Genomic DNA, 17185 nt, shown 5'->3' on the forward strand with positions numbered 1-17185 from the left:
TCAGCAGAATCCTTTAATGCAAAGATAAAAGCCTTTAGGGCTCAGTTTAGAGGAGTGAAAAATGTAGAATTCTTCTTATATAGATTAACCACAATTTTTGCTTAAACACAACAATTAGGCTTGATCCCTTTTCTGATTCTTTTCCATAAAAAAACCCCAACATTTCTGTTGAGGTTTTTCTTTGAGCGGGAGACCGGGTTCGAACCGGCGACATTCAGCTTGGAAGGCTGACGCTCTACCAACTGAGCTACTCCCGCCTACCCTGCAAATATAAAGTTTAAAGATTTCAAATTCCAAAAGAAAATTACAATTTTTTGGATGTTAAATGCTATCTCACTTGTATTCAGTAAAAAATCGGCGCTAAGCGATAAAATCTTGTTAAATGGGTAATGAAAAAACAAGTGTTCCGACAAATAAATCTTATTTTTAATGCCTAACAGTATATATCTTAAAATAAATTTTTATGAGCAATAAACCCGGTAAAACCCAGGACCTAATAGACGCAAAATTTCTTAAAGAACGTAAAATTTTTCTTTGGGGTGAAGTAAATGATAAATCGGCCAAACACGTTATTGACAGGCTTTTATACCTTGATATGGAAGGCGATAAAGAAATCCAGTTTTTTATTAATAGTCCCGGTGGATACGTAACCGACGGATTTGCAATCTACGATACTATGCAGAGTTTAAATAGCCCTGTTTCTACCATTTGCAGTGGTTTGGCTGCTTCAATGGGCTCTATTTTACTTTCAGGAGGAACCAAAGGCCGACGGTTTATACAAACCCACGGAAAAGTTATGATTCACCAACCTATGGGTGGTGCAAGAGGTCAGGCTTCAAATATCGAAATTCAGGCGAACGAAATATTAAAAACAAGAGAATTAAGTGCTAAAATTCTTGCTGAAAACTGCGGACAAATCCCGGAAAAGGTACTTAAAGATTTTAACCGTGACTACTGGATGGATGCACAGGAATCTCAGGATTACGGAATTGTAGACGGTATTTTTAAGAAATAGGACTATGGAGATTAAACACCGAGAAAACGATAGTCGCGGAATGTTTTTCGTGGAGGACGAAAAAGGTATCTATGCAGAACTAACCTATACCAAAAAACCGGGTGATGTTCTTACTATAGATCATACCGAGGTAAGACCGGAACTGGAAGGCCAGGGAATTGCCACAAAACTACTGGCACATAGTGTAGATTTTGCCCGTGAGCACAACTACAAAATAGATCCCTTATGTCCTTTTGCCGAAGTACAATTTGACCGGAATGAGTCTTATAAAGACGTTAGGGCTTAAATCCCTGTCTATCCCAAAATCAATGAACCTGCTTTTTCCTATGAAGTTTTTAAAATTTTTAATGCTCTTTTTTTTCGTGTTTTTAATATCCTGCGGGGACGATAAAAACAGGGAGCCCGGCATTGAAACCGCTAAAGAGGAAGAAGCAGAAGTCATTGAAAAACTGGCTTCAGCCGATTTAATTGCCAGGAAATTCCCAGAGATTTCAAATTCGGTTGGAAATATTCAATTACAGCACGCTAATTTGCTCGACTCTATTTATTCAAAAAGAGATTATACACCAATTTGGACCGATAGAGCCTTGCGGGAAGATCTTTACCGAAGTATTGAAAGAAGCACAGAAGATGGCCTTGAACCTGAAGATTATCATTTAACTTATTTACAAAATTCCCTGGCTAATTTATCGCAGTTAGATGATGAGGAACGAAGTCTAACCGAAATTATTCTTACCGATGCCTTTTTAGGACTTGCTTCCGACTATAATTCTGGTAAGCTGAACCCTAAAGAAATTTATAGTATCTGGGGAGTTGAAAGTAATAAAATTAATCTTCCCGGACTCCTGGAATATGGTGTTCAGCAGAATGATATCATTGAGGCAATAGATTCAGTTGTCCCGAAACACGAAGTTTATAAAGGACTGAAACGCTCTTTAAAGGAATACCGAAAACTTGCTGAAAAAGAAGAAAATCCCACAATAATTTCCGAAGAAGGGGAAAGTATTAAAGCCGATGAAAAAGATTCCCGCATTCCTAATATAAAACGTCGCTTAAAGGAACTGGGATATTGGGATAAAGACATTGTAGATACTGCTACAGTTTACGATGAAGCGCTACAGCATGCAGTAAAGGAATATCAGGAGAAATATGGAATAGAAACCGATGGTGTGATTGGCGGCGGCACCATAAAAACTTTAAATAAAACTTATCAGGATCGGTTGGAACAAATACTGGTAAACCTGGAACGTTGGCGCTGGTACCCGAAAGATTTGGGAGATCAACATATTATAGTAAATATTGCGAATTACCGCTTACATTTTGTTAGAAATGGAGATACTGTTGCCACACATCGCACAATGGTGGGTACGGAAGCTAGAAAAACCCCGGTTTTTTCTGATGAAGTAGAACATATAGTCTACAACCCCACCTGGACCATCCCTCCTACTATTAAGAGTAAAGATGTTATTCCTTCGGCAAAAAAAGATCCCGATTATATTTCCCGAAAAAATTACAGCATTTTTAATGGCAGCGGACAGCGATTATCTCCCAGCGAGGTAGACTGGTCTTCATCTGAGGTAAAAGCTTATACTTTTAGACAGGAAGCTGGACCGGCAAATCCGCTTGGCTTGGTTAAGATTATTTACCCCAATGAATATATGATCTATTTGCACGATACGCCTTCTAAATCGCTTTTCAACAAAAATTTACGGGCGCAAAGTTCTGGGTGTGTTAGGGTACAGGATGTTTTAGAACTGGCTAAGATGCTATTAAGTGATCAGCCAAAATACGATAATGAGAAGATTAAAGAAATTCTTGATTCAGGCAGAACCACTACAATTAAAGTTACCCAAAAAGTGAAAGTACATCATCTTTACTGGACGGCCTGGAATGAAAATGGTAGCACCCGTTTTGCAGAAGATATCTACAAAAGAGATGCTGCCATCTATAAATTACTAACTGCCAATTAATTTAGCAGCGAAGAATTATTTAAATAATTATTATCGTTTTTGTGAATATATACTACAGATTCTTCTTTAATAGTATCTATTACATCTTTAGCGATAGTATTTGGCACTGCGGGACAACCGTAGCTTCTTCCCAATCTGCCCAATCTCTTTATAAAACTTGGTTCGGCATAATCTGCGCCGTGAATAACCACATAACGCTTACGGGCATTGCTGTTAAAGCCTTTTTCCATCCCATCTATAAATAGAGACAAGCCGTTTTTTCCGTAATAAGTTTCAGCGGTAACGTAAAATCCAAGGGAACTTTGCAGAGAATTCACGGTATTAGAAAACTTGGTAGCAAACTCACCACCGGTATTTTTTCCGTGGGAAACATAAGTATTAAATAATACTTCTTTAGTTTCCATATTCATAATCCACATACGTTTTTTCGTAGAGGAAAGTCCGAAATCTATTACGGTAAGTATTTTTTTACCCACTTTACCAGTTTCCTCTAATTGCTCATAGCCTTTAATGGCTTTTTCGAACACAGGCATAGCAGGGACACTAATATTGTTGGTAGTAAATTCGCTATAAAGAGTAGCGACTTTACTTTCGAAATTTGATTTGTTATCTTCAGGAATTGAAGAAGCGATTGCTTCTATTTCTGAATTTTCAAGCTTAGGTTTTAAATTATCTGTAGTTGTAAATGCAAAGGAGAAAGTTAGTACTGCAAATACAGTCAGAATTCTATAAATCATACACGTTGTTTTAAATTAAATGTTCTGTTAATTTATTCCAAATGTGATGCCAACATACAAAATATTCTCGATAATTAGATTTTTTAAGCCTAAGAACGGAAAATTTAACATATTTAGACTTATAAAGCTAAACTTCAGCATATTACCATATCAATTCGGTGCTTTTTAAGAACGTAGAATAAAAGAGAAAAGTATTCCAAAGTACAGTGAAGAATGTTAAAATTTTAGTTTTTTCAGGAGTAAATTGATTTTATAATTTTTACAGAATCATTTTAGAAGTAAATTTCTTCTAAAGCAGCTTCCCCAATCCATATTTAATAAAACATTAGCGGGTGTGCATTTAGCATACCGGCAATTTGTTTTTATCTTTATGCCCAAATTAACTAATATTATGAATAAGAAAGTTCTACTAATGATTTTAGACGGTTGGGGAATTACGCAAAACCCCGACGTATCAGCTATTGCCAAAGCCAAAACCCCTTTTATGGATAGTATCCTGGAAAAATACCCGCACGCGGAATTACGTACCGACGGGATGCAGGTTGGTCTTCCGGAAGGACAAATGGGAAATAGTGAAGTAGGACATATGAATCTTGGCGCCGGCCGAATTGTTTACCAGGATTTGGTGAAAATAAATATGGCGGTAGAAAAAAACACTTTAAAAGACGAACCTGTATTGGAAGAAGCTTTTAATTATGCGATAAAAAACAATAAACCTATACATTTTATGGGGCTTTTAAGTGATGGTGGAGTACATTCTCACATCAATCATTTAAAAGGAATACTTTCAGCTGCAGAAGAGTTTGGTGTAAAAGAGAAATACGTTCACGCTTTTACCGATGGCCGTGACGTAGACCCACATTCTGGGGAAGGTTTTATTAAAGAAATTGAAGAACATCTGGCAAAAACCAATGGTAAACTTGCATCGGTAATTGGGCGTTATTTCGCGATGGATCGTGATAAACGCTGGGAAAGGGTGAAAAAAGCTTACGATCTTATTGTAAAAGGCGAAGGCACCAAAAGCACTAATGCTGCTGAAACCATTGCTAAAAGTTATAAAAACGATATTAGTGACGAGTTTATTGAACCCATTGTAATGACCAATGAAGCCGGCGAGCCGGTTGCAACTTTAAAAGAGAAAGAAGTTGTAATCTTTTTCAATTTTAGAACCGATAGGGGAAGGCAGCTTACCCAGGCTTTAACCCAGGACGATTTCCCTGAATATAATATGAAGAAATTGCCGCTATATTATGTAACGGTAACAAAATATGACGATAGTTTTGAAGGCATAAATGTAGTTTTCAAAAAAGATAACATTAAATCTACCCTGGGAGAAGTTTTAGAGTATATGGGCAAAAAGCAAATTAGAATTGCTGAAACCGAAAAGTATCCCCACGTAACTTTTTTCTTTAGCGGTGGCCGCGAAAAGCCATTTAAAGGAGAAAAACGTTTAATGTGCAGTTCGCCTAAAGTAGCCACTTACGACCTTCAGCCCGAAATGAGCGCTTTTGAAATTAGGGATAAAATTATTCCTGAACTTAAAGACGAATCGGCAGATTTTATTTGCCTTAATTTCGCAAACCCTGATATGGTTGGCCATACCGGTGTTTTTGATGCTGCTGTAAAAGCTGTGGAAACCGTAGATTCTTGCGCTAAAGATGTAGCTGAAACTGCACTGGAAAATGATTATTCGGTAATTATTATTGCAGATCACGGGAATAGCGAGATTATGATTAATGAAGATGGAAGTCCAAACACGGCTCATACAACCAGTCCTGTGCCATTAATTTTACTGGACAAAGACGTAAAATCTATTAAAAGTGGTAAGCTTGGAAACATCGCGCCGACTATCCTAAAGTTAATGGGAATAGATCAGCCAGAAATGATGACTGAAGACCCACTAATTTAATTGAAAAAATGATAAATAAAGTATTATTGCTTTTTTTGGGATTCTCCCTAATTTCAGGCGAGGTTTCAGATAAAGAAGTAAGTATAAAAAATAAAAATTCAGTAGAGATTCTTTTAGGTGAATTCACGCAGGCCGATTTGGAGAAAGCACCGCATTCCCGGTGGTTTACTCCCGGTTATGAAAATTACAAACCTAAAAAAGAAGCTTTAAAAACTATTAAAAAGAATATTCACGATTATGAAATTCTAATGTTTATGGGAACCTGGTGTGGCGATAGCCGTTACGAGGTTCCAAAGTTTTTTAAGCTTTTAGATGAAGTTAATTTTGATAGAAAAAATCTTAAAAATATTGCTGTAAACTTCGCTAAAAAAGCTCCCGGAGATTTAGACAAAGAATACAAAATTCATCGTGTTCCTACCATAATTTTTATGAAAGATGGAAAGGAAGTGAACCGTTTTGTAGAGTATTCTATAGAAAGCCTGGAAGAAGATATAGCTAAAATAGTGAAAGGGAAAAAATATACAGATCCTTATTCAGAATAAAGAGGCACTTCTGAAGTTAATATTCGGTAAATCTTACTAATTTTGCGTTATGCCCCATACCTTAACCATTGCAGTAGATTTTGATGGAACTATTGTAGAAAATAAATTTCCGGAGATAGGGAAACCAAAGCTTTTTGCTTTTGAAACCCTTAAAAAGCTTCAGGAAGACGGGCACCGATTGATTTTATGGACATACCGGGCAGAAGATAAACTGGAAGAAGCAGTTAAATTTTGCGAAAAAAGAGGTATTCAGTTTTACGCTATTAATAAAAGTTATCCTGAAGAGGTTTTTCAGGAAAACATAAGCCGTAAGATCCTGGCCGATATTTTTATAGACGATCGCAATATTGGCGGAATGTGGGGTTGGGGAGAGATTTACCAGCGATTGAAAGACAGAGCTATAATTAGAGAAAATAAAAAGCAAAAGAAGAAATTCGGTTTTTTAGGCCGATTTTAAATTCAGAATATGATAATTACCAAAAATCCTGAAGAAATAGAATTGATGCGTGAGAGCGCACTTATCGTGTCTAAAACCCTGGGAATGCTTGCGCCGCATATTAAACCCGGAGTTACCACTTTGGAATTAGATAAAATGGCCGAAGAGTTTATTCGCGATCACGGTGCAGAACCGGGTTTTTTGGGAATGTACGATTTTCCCAACTCACTTTGCATGAGTCCTAACGCTCAGGTAGTACACGGGATTCCTAACGATAAACCTTTAGAAGAAGGCGATATCATCTCTATAGATTGTGGCGCTCTAAAAAACGGATTTTATGGTGACCATGCTTATACCTTTGAAGTTGGTGAGGTAAAACCTGAAGTAAAGGAACTTTTAAAAGCCACAAAGGAATCCCTGTATGTTGGTATCAGGGAATTTAAAATTGGCAACCGTGTTGGTGATGTTGGTTATGCCATTCAAAAATATACTGAAGACAGGGGCTATGGCGTAGTAAGAGAATTGGTAGGTCACGGCTTAGGTGCTGATATGCATGAAGATCCCGAAATGCCTAACTATGGTAAACGCGGTCGCGGTAAGAAATTTATAGAGGGAATGGTTGTGGCTATTGAGCCAATGATAAACCTGGGAACCAGAAGAATTAAACAATTGCCAGACGGTTGGACCATCTTAACTGCAGATAATAAACCAAGCGCTCATTTTGAACATGATGTTGCACTTGTAGAAGGTAAACCACAATTATTATCTACCTTCGATTATATTTATGAAGCTTTAGGAATTGAGAGTGATGAAGAAGATGAGTTTAAAGCCGAGGTATATGGTAAAGAAATTTAGAGGTGAAATTTGGAAAAGACTTCATAAAGAAGAATGGCAGGACCGTTTTGTTTATGATGTTTCCAACTATGGTAGGATAATTAGCTATGTGCAGAATCCTGAAGGCGAATTAATAAATGGTGGGCGCACAAATGGTTACACAAGTTTTTCACCAAGACTTCAAAATGGAAAACATAAAGCATATTACGTGCACCGCATTGTTGCTGAACTTTTTCTTGACAAAAAAGACGACGATAAATTCGTAATACATAAGAATTTTAAAAAAGACGATAATCGTTTAGAGAATCTTGCCTGGACCACCCAGGAAGAATGGGTAAAACACCAGCATAACAGTCCTGGTGTAAAAGAAAACAAACGGAAACGAAAGTTAAGACGTGTTGTTACCTATTCAAAACTTACATATGCACAGGCGGTAATATTAAAGAAGAAACTTTTAGACCCAAAAAGGAAAACCAGGATAAAGGTTTTAGCAAAACAATTTGGAGTTTCAGAAATGCAACTTTATCGTATTAAATCTGGCGAAAACTGGGGCGATATAAAAGTCTGAACCGCGTTAGCAATTTTTAATGAGCAAGCTTTTTAAAGTAGTTTTAAACACCGTTCCAAGACCTTTGCTTATCAGGTTAAGTTATTGGGTAAAACCCTTCTTTAAATATGCGCTTCGCGGAAGCAAATACACCGATCCCATAGACGGGAAAAGCTTTTCTAAATTTTTACCATACGGATATATTTATCAGCGGGAAAATGTGCTCTCGCCTTCTACCCTTTCCCTGGAACGTCATCGCCTGCTTTGGCTTTATTTAAAAAATGAAACTGAATTTTTTAGTAAAAATCTTAAAGTATTGCACTTTGCCCCAGAACAGGCTTTTTATAAACGCTTTAGAAAGCTGAAAAACCTGGATTACAACACTACCGACCTGAACTCTCCTTTAGCCGATGTTAAGGCCGATATTTGTAATTTACCTTTTAAAGCAAATGAATTCGATTTTATTCTCTGCAACCATGTTTTAGAACATATTCCAAATGATACTAAAGCGATGCAGGAACTTTACCGCATTTTAAAACCCGGCGGTATGGCTATTTTGCAAATTCCGCAGGATTTAAAGAGGAAAAACACTTTTGAAGATAATTCGATTACCGATAGAAAAGAACGGGAACGTATTTTTGGACAGTATGATCACGTAAGGATATACGGTAGGGATTATTTTGAAAAATTAAGAAGTATTGGTTTTAATGTGGAAGAAGTGGATTACACCAACCAATTATCTGTAGAAGAAATCGATAAATACCGATTGGCAAAAGGTGAAGTTATTCCGGTTTGTTATAAATGAAAAAATAAATTGCACTTCAAAAAAAGAAAAAATTTTTTTTAATCACTAAAGCTACCCTTGAGAATTTTTTCAATCGCTGAGTCTGAAAATTCATTATTTGAATAGAAGCTTTTATAAAACTTAAATCTTTCAGTGGGATAATTTAACTCATAATCTACGGGAACTCCTTCTTTTTCGTAAGCACGCCCTTCCCTATCCATATAAACTTCATTAGAAAGACTGTATTCCCATCCATTAGGAAGTTTTTTCCATAATATTTCTGAAAAAATTCCTGCACTTGTAGTACCCAGAATTTCGATATTAGAATAACTAAGGGCACCAAGCGCAAAAATTTCGGCAGCGCTGGCGGTTGCGGGACTTATTAATAAGTAGATTTTCTTGGGGTTCTTTGTTTTTGGTTCTAAAGAAACTATTTGAGCAGGTGTAAACCCATCTTTAGTTTTTGCTTTTATTTTTATTATTTCTTTTTCTTCTGCAACAAAAAAGCTTAATAACTCCAAGGCAACGGTTTCATATCCGCCGCCATTGAACCTAAGGTCTACTATTACTAAATCGTTATCTTCTAAATCACTGAGAACCTTTTTCATAACCCGGTTAACCCCGTTAATTTCATCCTGAAACTGCTCCAAAGGCTCTGCAGCGTATTTTCTCAAATTATAAATACTATCAAATTTAATTGTCTTTTGATATTCCTTCGGGACATAATTCGCAAAATCATTCATATCGGTAATTCTTATGTAACCAATATTAGATTTTTGAAGAGTTCCCCATTTTATTACCTCGTCATTATAAGAATTTATTTCTTTCAGGTAGTTAGAATCTATAGCTGAAACTATGTCTTCCTGGGTAAATGAGTTTTCAACCGACTTAGATTTTGGCTTATTTTCCAAAATTGAATCTGGAATTTCAAGTTTTATATGTCCATCGTTAAATTTTCCTATTATCTCTTTCAGAAGTAAAGCAAATTCGTGATTGGTTTGTACTTTTTGAACTTTTGGTAAATAGTTATCATATACTTTTTGCCAGTCTAAATCTCTTTCTTCAAAAAACGCATAATTGTTATCGAAAGTTTCCCAGAATGCCTTGAAATTAACCTCGAAAGATCTTTCTTTTTTAGTGCTTCTCTGGGTACAAATTTCCGGTAGTTTTTCAGTTCTTTTAAATCTATAATCTACAATCCCACCCGGATTTAAAATTAATTGGTCGTCAGTACTATTTACAATTCTAAACCTTCCGGCAAATTTCCCATCTACCAAAGTTGCGCAATCGTATTTATCAATATTAAAATAAGAGTAAGTAGAATCTTCAATTTTTAAAATTCTGTCGTAGCCCTCTTGGGTCCAAATTGTATTTTTTAAGCTCTCAGGGATTTGAGAATAGAAATTTACTCCGTAAAATATAAAAATAAGAAGGCATAATCTTTTAAATAACATTAAAGAAGTTTTAATAAAGACAATTCAAATTATTGTTTGTTACACCTATATCTAAGTGTTTAAATATTTAGTTGGTAAATTCTATTTCAACTAAATAATAATGTGGAATATTGAATTCTTTACCAAAATTATCAGGATCTATTTCTGATTGTGCGACCCGGCAATAGGACGCCCATCCGTCCGGGTTTCTATTTGGAGTAATTATTGCCAAAATGTAAAACGGATTATTTATATTTTTTTCCAAAACCTTTCTAGCTCCAAAGAAATCTTTGGCTACATAATTTCCATTATCCTCATCAATAGGAAAATATAATTTTTTGCTCCCAAACCTATTGCCTCTAATCCAGGTTTTAAGATCTTCTCTCCCTATTTTACTAAGAAATTTAAATGATGTTTGGGTAGAATCTATTTTAAAGTAATCATTGCCGCTTTCATCAAATAAAGTGGTGGTATTAATTAAATCGCCATTGGAAAATTCTTTCATTCTTATCACAAAATACTTCCCCTTAATTGATTCTCCCTGAAAAGAAAATTCAGAATAATTAATATTTTCAAAATCAAATAAGGTTTCTAAATCTGAATCTTCCAGACCGTTTTGTATGGAAACATTCACAATATCAGAATTCTCAATAGATTCTGCCTGAGCATTTGTGAGGATAGGAATTAGAAAAATGAGGAGTAAGAGGTGTTTCATTGTATTGAAGTTATTAATTCTTCCCAATATAAGTTTTTACCAAAAAAATCTATGAAATAGACATAAGGTTTCAGCAAATAACTTTGAAAAGATGAAATATTAATTAAACGAACAGGTATAAGTTAAATGAGTACGAATATAAAACCACAAGAGAATCTAACGCAAAGCCTTCTCAAAACCTTCAGAAGTAAAAACCCTTATACTTTCTTGCTTATCAACATAGATAAAATAAACATCTACATTATCCAGTTTTTCCAGCATTTCTAAGGATTTTTCATAACCTAAAGCCATAAAAGCGGTGGCGTATCCATCGGCAAGAGTACAATTTTTAGCAAGTACAGATGCGCTTAGCAAATTGCTTTTTTCGGCTTTGCCGGTTAATGGATTTATAGTGTGTACATAACGATTTCCAGTAATGCTGTCTATTCTGAATTTTCGGTAATTTCCCGAAGTTGCCATCGCACGATTCTTCAGCGCAAGTACAGTTTGTAAAGTACGTTCTGCATCAGTTTGCTGCGGATTATCTATTGCAACGTTCCAACTGGATTCACGTTCTAAATTTTTGCCTTTGGCTACTAATTCCCCGCCCAACTCTATTAGGTAGTTTTCAACATTTTTAGAATCTAAATATTCCGCGATTACATCTATAGTGTAACCTTTGGCTATAGCATTAAAGTCGAGATAGATATTCGGGTTTTCTTTTTGAATTGTATTATTGCCGGTTAACCTGACTTTCTCAAATCCCACAAGTTGTTTTATAGAATCTAAAACAGCACCATCAGGTTCATTTAAAGGTTTATCAGGGCCAAAACCATAGGCGTTGACCAAACTGCCTACAGTTGGATCAAAATAGCCTTTGCTTTCATTAAAAACCTGTTTAGAATAGTTAAATACATTTTGAAAATGAACATCTACTTTTACATTTTCAGCGCCGGAATTTATCCGGGAGATATCAGAATTATCCTGATAAGTACTCATTGAGGTATTGATAACTTCAAAAATAGAATCTAAAGCCTTTTCAGTATTAAAGTTTTCCGAAGAAAAATATTTTATCTGGTAGGTAGTTCCTAATGCTTTCCCGGTCTCGGTATAGACCTGGGGGACATCATTTTTACAGGAAAAACTAAGAAAAATAAGAAGAAGTAAAATTGAGATTTTTTTCATCTATATATAAGATTAGCGGAGATTAATTAAACAGAAGTTGAACCTTAGCTGATACGGTAAGAATTAAATTTCCTGCCAGCCTTCGTAATTTACTACATATTCTTCGCCGTGCATTACCGGCTTTTCATAATCGGAAGAATTAGCCAGACCTACCCCGGCGTAAAGCGTACGGGCTTTAAATTTAACGGCATGGTCTTTTATAGATCTAAGAAAGGTAAGATCATAATCTTTGGGATTATGCGGATATTCTATTGCTCTAACAATTACAAAATGCAGTTTTTTATCTTTTAAAGCTACAAACTGCGGATCTTTTTTTAACTCGCTATTTACTCCAAGAAATTCGTAACCCTGCGCTTCAAGCTCTTTTCCTACAATATTCATTGCAAGATTATGCAGTTCTTGATCGTTTAACTTTGCCATAGTGCAAAAATAAAAAATCCCGCTTTAAAAAGCGGGATTTCAATTTTATTAACCTCCAAAATCATCAAACCTGATGTTTTCGGGTGGCATTCCAAAGTCTTCACCCATTTTTTGAACAGCTTTGTTCATTAATGGTGGTCCACAGAAATACAATTCAATGTCTTCTGGTTCTTCGTGATGACTTAAATAATTATCTATTACAACCTGGTGGATAAATCCAACAAAGCCATCACCTTCAGCATCAAGGCTTTCTTTAACTTTCCAGTTGTCTTCTTCCATTGGTTCAGAAAGCGCTAAGTAGAACTTAAAGTTTGGAAAATCTCTTTCTAAAGCTCTAAAGTGCTCAATGTAAAACAATTCTCTTTTTGAACGTCCTCCATACCAGTAAGTTACTTTTCTTCCAGTTTTAAGAGTACGGAATAAGTGGTAAAGGTGAGAACGCATTGGCGCCATACCTGCTCCACCACCAACGTAAAGCATCTCGGCTTCACTATGGTTAATAAAGAATTCACCGTAAGGTCCAGAGATGGTTACTTTATCTCCTTTTTTCCTTGAGAAAATATAAGAAGAAGCAATACCAGGGTTAACATCCATCCAGGTATCTTTTGCTCTATCCCACGGCGGTGTAGCTACACGTACATTAAGCATAATCTCACGCCCTTCTGCAGGGTAAGATGCCATAGAGTAGGCACGTTCTACAGTTTCTGGATTTTTCATTACCAGTGGACGAAGTTTAAACTTATCCCACTCTGCCTCAAACATATCTGGAGTATCGTGTTCTTCAGGGTGAGCGGTGATATCCATATCACTAAAATTAACCTCACACTTAGGAATTTCAATCTGAATGTAACCCCCAGCCTTATAATCCATATCTTCAGGAATTTCAACAACAAATTCCTTAATAAATGAGGCTACGTTGTAATTTCTTACTACTGTAGCTTCCCATTTTTTAATTCCGAATACTTCTTCCGGAATAGTGATTTTCATATCTTCTTTCACCTTCACCTGGCAACCTAATCGCCATCCCTGTGCAATTTCCTTACGGGTAAAGTGTGGCTCCTCGGTTGGAAGAATGGCACCGCCACCTTCTTTTACGATACATTTACACTGTACACAGGTTCCACCACCACCACAGGCAGAAGGTAAAAATAGTTTATTATCTCCCAGGGTAGAAAGTAAAGTCCCACCGGAACCTACTTCCATATCCTTTTCCCCATTTACGTTTATGGTAACAGGACCAGACGGCGCTAATTTTGCCTTTGCTCCTAATAACACAGAAACCAATATGAGTATTAATGCTAAAAATACTACTATACTTGCTATAATAACTGTCATAATCTTTCTTTTGCGATTATAATTTAATTCCCATAAAACTCATAAAACCTAATGCCATAAGTCCGGTGATAATAAATGTTATCCCTAAACCTTTTAATGGGGCTGGCACATTAGAGTAAGCTATTTTTTCACGGATAGCTGCAATCCCAAGAATTGCAAGGAACCATCCAATTCCACTACCAAACCCGTAGGTGATAGCTTCTGTTATAACTCCAAAATCTTTTTGTTGCATAAAGAGCGCACCACCAAGAATAGCACAGTTTACAGCAATAAGCGGTAAGAAAATACCTAAAGCGCCATATAATGCAGGTGCAAATTTCTCAACGATCATCTCTACTAATTGTACCATAGATGCAATTACCGCAATAAACATAATAAAGCTTAAGAAGCTAAGGTCTACATCGGCAAATTCGGCACCAAGCCAGGTTAAGGCTCCCGGTCTTAATAAGTAATTATCCAGCAAATAGTTAATAGGTACAGTAATGGTAAGTACAAAGATTACCGCCGCACCTAACCCAACAGCTGTTTTCACGGTTTTTGACACTGCTAAATAGGAACACATTCCCAAGAAGTAGGCAAAAATCATATTTTCTATGAAAATACTTCTAACAAATAAATTTATAAAATCCATAATTTAGTTTTATTTAAGCTGTTGTGCTTTTAGTTCTCTTCTATAAGTTTACGGTTTCTTGCACGTTGCACCCAAATAAGCAAACCAACTACAATAAGTGCCATTGGCGAAAGCAACATTAAACCGTTATTTTCATAACCTAAAGCATACAAACCAGTAGAATCTGCTACTGTTGCTGCTTTATGTCCTAAAACTTCAAATCCGAATAATTTTCCTGATCCTAAAAGCTCACGGAAAAATGCAACGATTATAAGAATTAAACCATATCCTGCCGCGTTCCCTATACCATCAAGGAAAGACTTGTAAACTCCGTTTCCTAAGGCAAAAGCTTCAAGACGTCCCATTACAATACAGTTGGTAATAATAAGACCAATAAATACCGAAAGCTGTTTACTTACATCGTAAGCATAAGCCTTAAGCACCTGGTCTACTAAAGCCACAAGGGAGGCAACAACAACTAGCTGAACAATAATCCTGATTCTACTAGGAATCATATTACGCAGCATAGAAACAATAATGTTACTAAACGCCATTACAAATACAACGGCAATTGCCATAACCACTGCTGGTTCTAATTGTACCGTAATTGCCAGTGCCGAACATATACCCAGTACCTGTACGGTAATTGGGTTGTTATCGTCTAAAGGATCTGACAATAATTTTCTATTGCCTTTAGAAAGAAAGTGTTCTTTTTCTTCTGAACTAGATAGAAAAAGGATCATTTCTTTCTTTTTGGCTTCTTTCTCTTCTGAAATATTTTTTTTCTCTGTAGCCATAATTACTTTGTTGCAACTTTAATATCTGTTTGCTTTTTGAAGTAAGGCAGATAACGCTGAAGTCTTTCAGAAATCATATCAGAAACCCCGTCTCCGGTAATTGTAGCTCCCGATATTGCATCTACCTGGTTATCTTCTTTATCTGAAGGATCTATATCGCCTTTTACAACCGATACTCCTACAAGATTTCCGCTTCCATCAAAAATCTTTTCTTCGGCAAAACTTTCTTTAAACCATTCTTTGGTGATTTCTGCACCAAGACCAGGAGTTTCCCCAAGGTGATCAAAAGTAGCTCCTTTAATAGTATTCACATCATCTTTTAAAGATATGTAGCCAAAGATTGCATTCCATAATCCATTACCTCTTAAAGGAACTATGTAATATTTTTCTCCTTCATATTCGGCAATATAAAGTGGGAAATTCTGCTCTTCATCTTCCCTCTTAATTTCCTTGGCCAAATCTACCGTAAAGGCATCAACATCTTCTCTTTCTTCTCCCTGGTAATCAAGAGTAACTGCTTCTGTAATATAACGGTTGTAAAGCTCTTCAGCTCCTGCCCTGTCGGTTTCAACACCAATAGTAGCAAGAATACTTTGCATCTTTTCCTGGCGTACGTTTTCTCTTTGAATAGGCTGAAGTGATGTTGCTGTAAAAGCCAATACTGAGGCCACAACAATCACCATAATCACCGCAAAAAGAAACGTATAACCGTTACTATTTGTTTTATTTACTGATTTCTCTTCCATAACTAAACTGTTGTTTTCACCTGTGCGGTGGCAGATTGAATTCTTTTCTTTCTACGCTTAATATTCGATTGAATTACATAGTGATCTATCGTAGGCGCAAAAACGTTCATAAGTAAGATTGCAAGCATTACCCCTTCAGGATATGCCGGGTTAAACACCCTAATCATTACCGATAGAAAACCTATTAAAAATCCGTAGATCCACTTTCCTTTCAATGTTTGTGCTGCCGATACAGGATCTGTAGCCATAAACACAATACCAAATGCAAGTCCTCCTATTATTAGGTGCCCGTACCATGGGAAGTTTGTAAGCTCATTCCCGGCAACACCCATTGCAGGTAATGCGTTAAAAATAAGTGCCATTGCAGCGGCTCCTATAAATGCGCTTAACATTATTCTCCAGCTTCCTACTTTTGTGAGTACTAATAACAATGCTCCAACCAGTATTAAAAGCGTGGAAGTTTCTGAGACAGAACCCGGAATAATTCCGTAGAACATATCCATCATTCCATAACTTACATTATCTCCTGCTGCCAAAGAACCAAGAATTGTTTCTCCAGAGATTGCATCTACATTACTTGCCTCACTAACCCAAACCTGGTTACCAGACATATAAGTAGGATAAGCAAAAAAGGCAAAGGCCCTTGCTGTAAGCGCCGGGTTAAGAATATTCATTCCTGTTCCTCCAAAAGCTTCTTTACCAATAAGTACAGCAAATACTACAGATAATGCCAACATCCAAAGTGGAAGGTCTATAGGCATAATCATAGGAATTAATAACCCCGTTACCAGGTAACCTTCGTTAACCTCGTGCCCTCTAAAGATGGCAAAGGCAAACTCAATTCCCAATCCAACTGCATAAGAAACCACGATCATTGGAATAAATTTCAATGCTCCATGGCCAATTGCATCCCAAAAGGTAAAAGCTTCACCTAATTGAGTAAAGTGCTGGTAACCTGCATTCCACATCCCGAAAAGTAAAGCGGGAACAAGGGCAAGTACCACTGTAATCATCGTACGCTTTAAATCTACCGCGTCACGAATATGAGCTCCCTTTTGCGTGGTATGATTTGGGGTAAATAAGAAAGTATCTATTGCGTTAACCGCAGGCGCATACTTTTCATATTTTTTTCCCGGTGCAAAGGGCTCCTTTATTTTATCTAATCTTTGTCTAATCCATTCCATAATTCTA

General features: G+C 36.4%; 19 protein-coding genes and 1 tRNA gene. 9 read left to right on the top strand and 11 right to left on the bottom strand.

Annotation, left to right across the window (positions count from 1 at the left end; translation table 11 throughout):
* Window positions 1–184: 184 nt before the first annotated feature.
* Window positions 185–257: transfer RNA gene (locus J0871_RS00010), tRNA-Gly, on the bottom strand.
* 206 nt (window positions 258–463) lie between these two features.
* Between J0871_RS00010 and J0871_RS00015 the strand changes: the two genes are divergently transcribed.
* The 3 genes from J0871_RS00015 to J0871_RS00025 all read left to right on the top strand — a co-directional run bounded on the left by J0871_RS00015 (window position 464) and on the right by J0871_RS00025 (window position 2985).
* The gene (locus J0871_RS00015; protein WP_208222657.1) at window positions 464–1015 is read left to right on the top strand and encodes an ATP-dependent Clp protease proteolytic subunit; all 552 of its coding nucleotides are present in this window, start codon (window positions 464–466) and stop codon (window positions 1013–1015) included.
* A 4-nt stretch (window positions 1016–1019) separates the two neighbouring features.
* Window positions 1020–1301 carry a GNAT family N-acetyltransferase gene (locus J0871_RS00020; protein ID WP_208222658.1) on the top strand — a complete coding sequence of 94 codons (282 nt, stop codon included), beginning with the start codon at window positions 1020–1022 and terminating at the stop codon, window positions 1299–1301.
* 61 nt (window positions 1302–1362) lie between these two features.
* The gene (locus J0871_RS00025; RefSeq protein WP_208222659.1) at window positions 1363–2985 is read left to right on the top strand and encodes a L,D-transpeptidase family protein; all 1623 of its coding nucleotides are present in this window, start codon (window positions 1363–1365) and stop codon (window positions 2983–2985) included.
* On the opposite strand, the gene J0871_RS00030 is transcribed toward J0871_RS00025, so the two are convergent.
* Window positions 2982–3722, bottom strand: coding sequence for a murein L,D-transpeptidase catalytic domain family protein (locus J0871_RS00030; protein WP_208222660.1), 741 nt, complete (start codon window positions 3720–3722; stop codon window positions 2982–2984). The two genes, J0871_RS00025 and J0871_RS00030, sit on opposite strands and share 4 nt — an antisense overlap.
* Before the next feature lie 391 nt (window positions 3723–4113).
* Here J0871_RS00030 and gpmI point away from each other — a divergent pair, with 391 nt between their 5' ends.
* From gpmI to J0871_RS00060, 6 genes are read left to right on the top strand one after another with little or no spacing between them, the layout of a single operon-like run.
* On the top strand, window positions 4114–5631 hold the full coding sequence (gene gpmI / locus J0871_RS00035) for a 2,3-bisphosphoglycerate-independent phosphoglycerate mutase (protein ID WP_208222661.1): 1518 nt from the start codon (window positions 4114–4116) through the stop codon (window positions 5629–5631).
* Between the two features lie 8 nt (window positions 5632–5639).
* Complete coding sequence (locus tag J0871_RS00040; RefSeq protein ID WP_208222662.1) at window positions 5640–6173, top strand: thioredoxin family protein; 534 nt, start codon at window positions 5640–5642, stop codon at window positions 6171–6173.
* 49 nt (window positions 6174–6222) lie between these two features.
* On the top strand, window positions 6223–6630 hold the full coding sequence (locus J0871_RS00045; RefSeq protein WP_208222663.1) for a hydrolase: 408 nt from the start codon (window positions 6223–6225) through the stop codon (window positions 6628–6630).
* Between the two features lie 9 nt (window positions 6631–6639).
* Entirely contained in the window at window positions 6640–7464 is an 825-nt protein-coding gene (gene map / locus J0871_RS00050; protein ID WP_075324648.1) for a type I methionyl aminopeptidase, read from the top strand.
* The gene (locus J0871_RS00055) at window positions 7448–8011 is read left to right on the top strand and encodes an HNH endonuclease signature motif containing protein (RefSeq protein WP_208222664.1); all 564 of its coding nucleotides are present in this window, start codon (window positions 7448–7450) and stop codon (window positions 8009–8011) included. The genes map and J0871_RS00055 overlap by 17 nt, the downstream gene beginning before the upstream one ends.
* Window positions 8012–8030: 19 nt before the next feature.
* Window positions 8031–8795: a class I SAM-dependent methyltransferase gene (locus J0871_RS00060; RefSeq protein ID WP_208222665.1), complete on the top strand. Its 765-nt coding sequence runs from the start codon at window positions 8031–8033 to the stop codon at window positions 8793–8795.
* A gap of 38 nt (window positions 8796–8833) precedes the next feature.
* Here the strand turns inward: J0871_RS00060 and J0871_RS00065 are convergent, their stop codons facing one another.
* The 9 genes from J0871_RS00065 to J0871_RS00105 form a co-directional block, all read right to left on the bottom strand.
* Window positions 8834–10228 (bottom strand): S41 family peptidase, encoded by a 1395-nt coding sequence (locus tag J0871_RS00065; RefSeq protein WP_208222666.1) that lies wholly within the window; start codon window positions 10226–10228, stop codon window positions 8834–8836.
* A gap of 67 nt (window positions 10229–10295) precedes the next feature.
* Window positions 10296–10922 (bottom strand): hypothetical protein, encoded by a 627-nt coding sequence (locus J0871_RS00070; RefSeq protein ID WP_208222667.1) that lies wholly within the window; start codon window positions 10920–10922, stop codon window positions 10296–10298.
* Between the two features lie 156 nt (window positions 10923–11078).
* On the bottom strand, window positions 11079–12086 hold the full coding sequence (locus tag J0871_RS00075; protein WP_208222668.1) for an FAD:protein FMN transferase: 1008 nt from the start codon (window positions 12084–12086) through the stop codon (window positions 11079–11081).
* A 63-nt stretch (window positions 12087–12149) separates the two neighbouring features.
* Window positions 12150–12506 carry a Na(+)-translocating NADH-quinone reductase subunit F gene (locus J0871_RS00080; protein WP_208222669.1) on the bottom strand — a complete coding sequence of 119 codons (357 nt, stop codon included), beginning with the start codon at window positions 12504–12506 and terminating at the stop codon, window positions 12150–12152.
* Window positions 12507–12554: 48 nt separating this feature from the next.
* Window positions 12555–13841 (bottom strand): NADH:ubiquinone reductase (Na(+)-transporting) subunit F, encoded by a 1287-nt coding sequence (gene nqrF / locus J0871_RS00085; RefSeq protein ID WP_208222670.1) that lies wholly within the window; start codon window positions 13839–13841, stop codon window positions 12555–12557.
* Between the two features lie 16 nt (window positions 13842–13857).
* Window positions 13858–14472: an NADH:ubiquinone reductase (Na(+)-transporting) subunit E gene (gene nqrE, locus J0871_RS00090; RefSeq protein ID WP_208222671.1), complete on the bottom strand. Its 615-nt coding sequence runs from the start codon at window positions 14470–14472 to the stop codon at window positions 13858–13860.
* A 29-nt stretch (window positions 14473–14501) separates the two neighbouring features.
* The gene (locus J0871_RS00095) at window positions 14502–15248 is read right to left on the bottom strand and encodes an NADH:ubiquinone reductase (Na(+)-transporting) subunit D (RefSeq protein ID WP_075324657.1); all 747 of its coding nucleotides are present in this window, start codon (window positions 15246–15248) and stop codon (window positions 14502–14504) included.
* Window positions 15249–15250: 2 nt separating this feature from the next.
* Complete coding sequence (locus tag J0871_RS00100) at window positions 15251–15994, bottom strand: Na(+)-translocating NADH-quinone reductase subunit C (protein ID WP_075324658.1); 744 nt, start codon at window positions 15992–15994, stop codon at window positions 15251–15253.
* Window positions 15995–15996: 2 nt separating this feature from the next.
* A complete protein-coding gene (locus J0871_RS00105; protein ID WP_208222672.1) occupies window positions 15997–17178 on the bottom strand; it encodes an NADH:ubiquinone reductase (Na(+)-transporting) subunit B in 1182 nt (393 codons plus the stop codon).
* Window positions 17179–17185: the final 7 nt, after the last annotated feature.

This window comes from Salegentibacter sp. BDJ18 (genome assembly GCF_017579965.1).
Taxonomy (GTDB): domain Bacteria; phylum Bacteroidota; class Bacteroidia; order Flavobacteriales; family Flavobacteriaceae; genus Salegentibacter.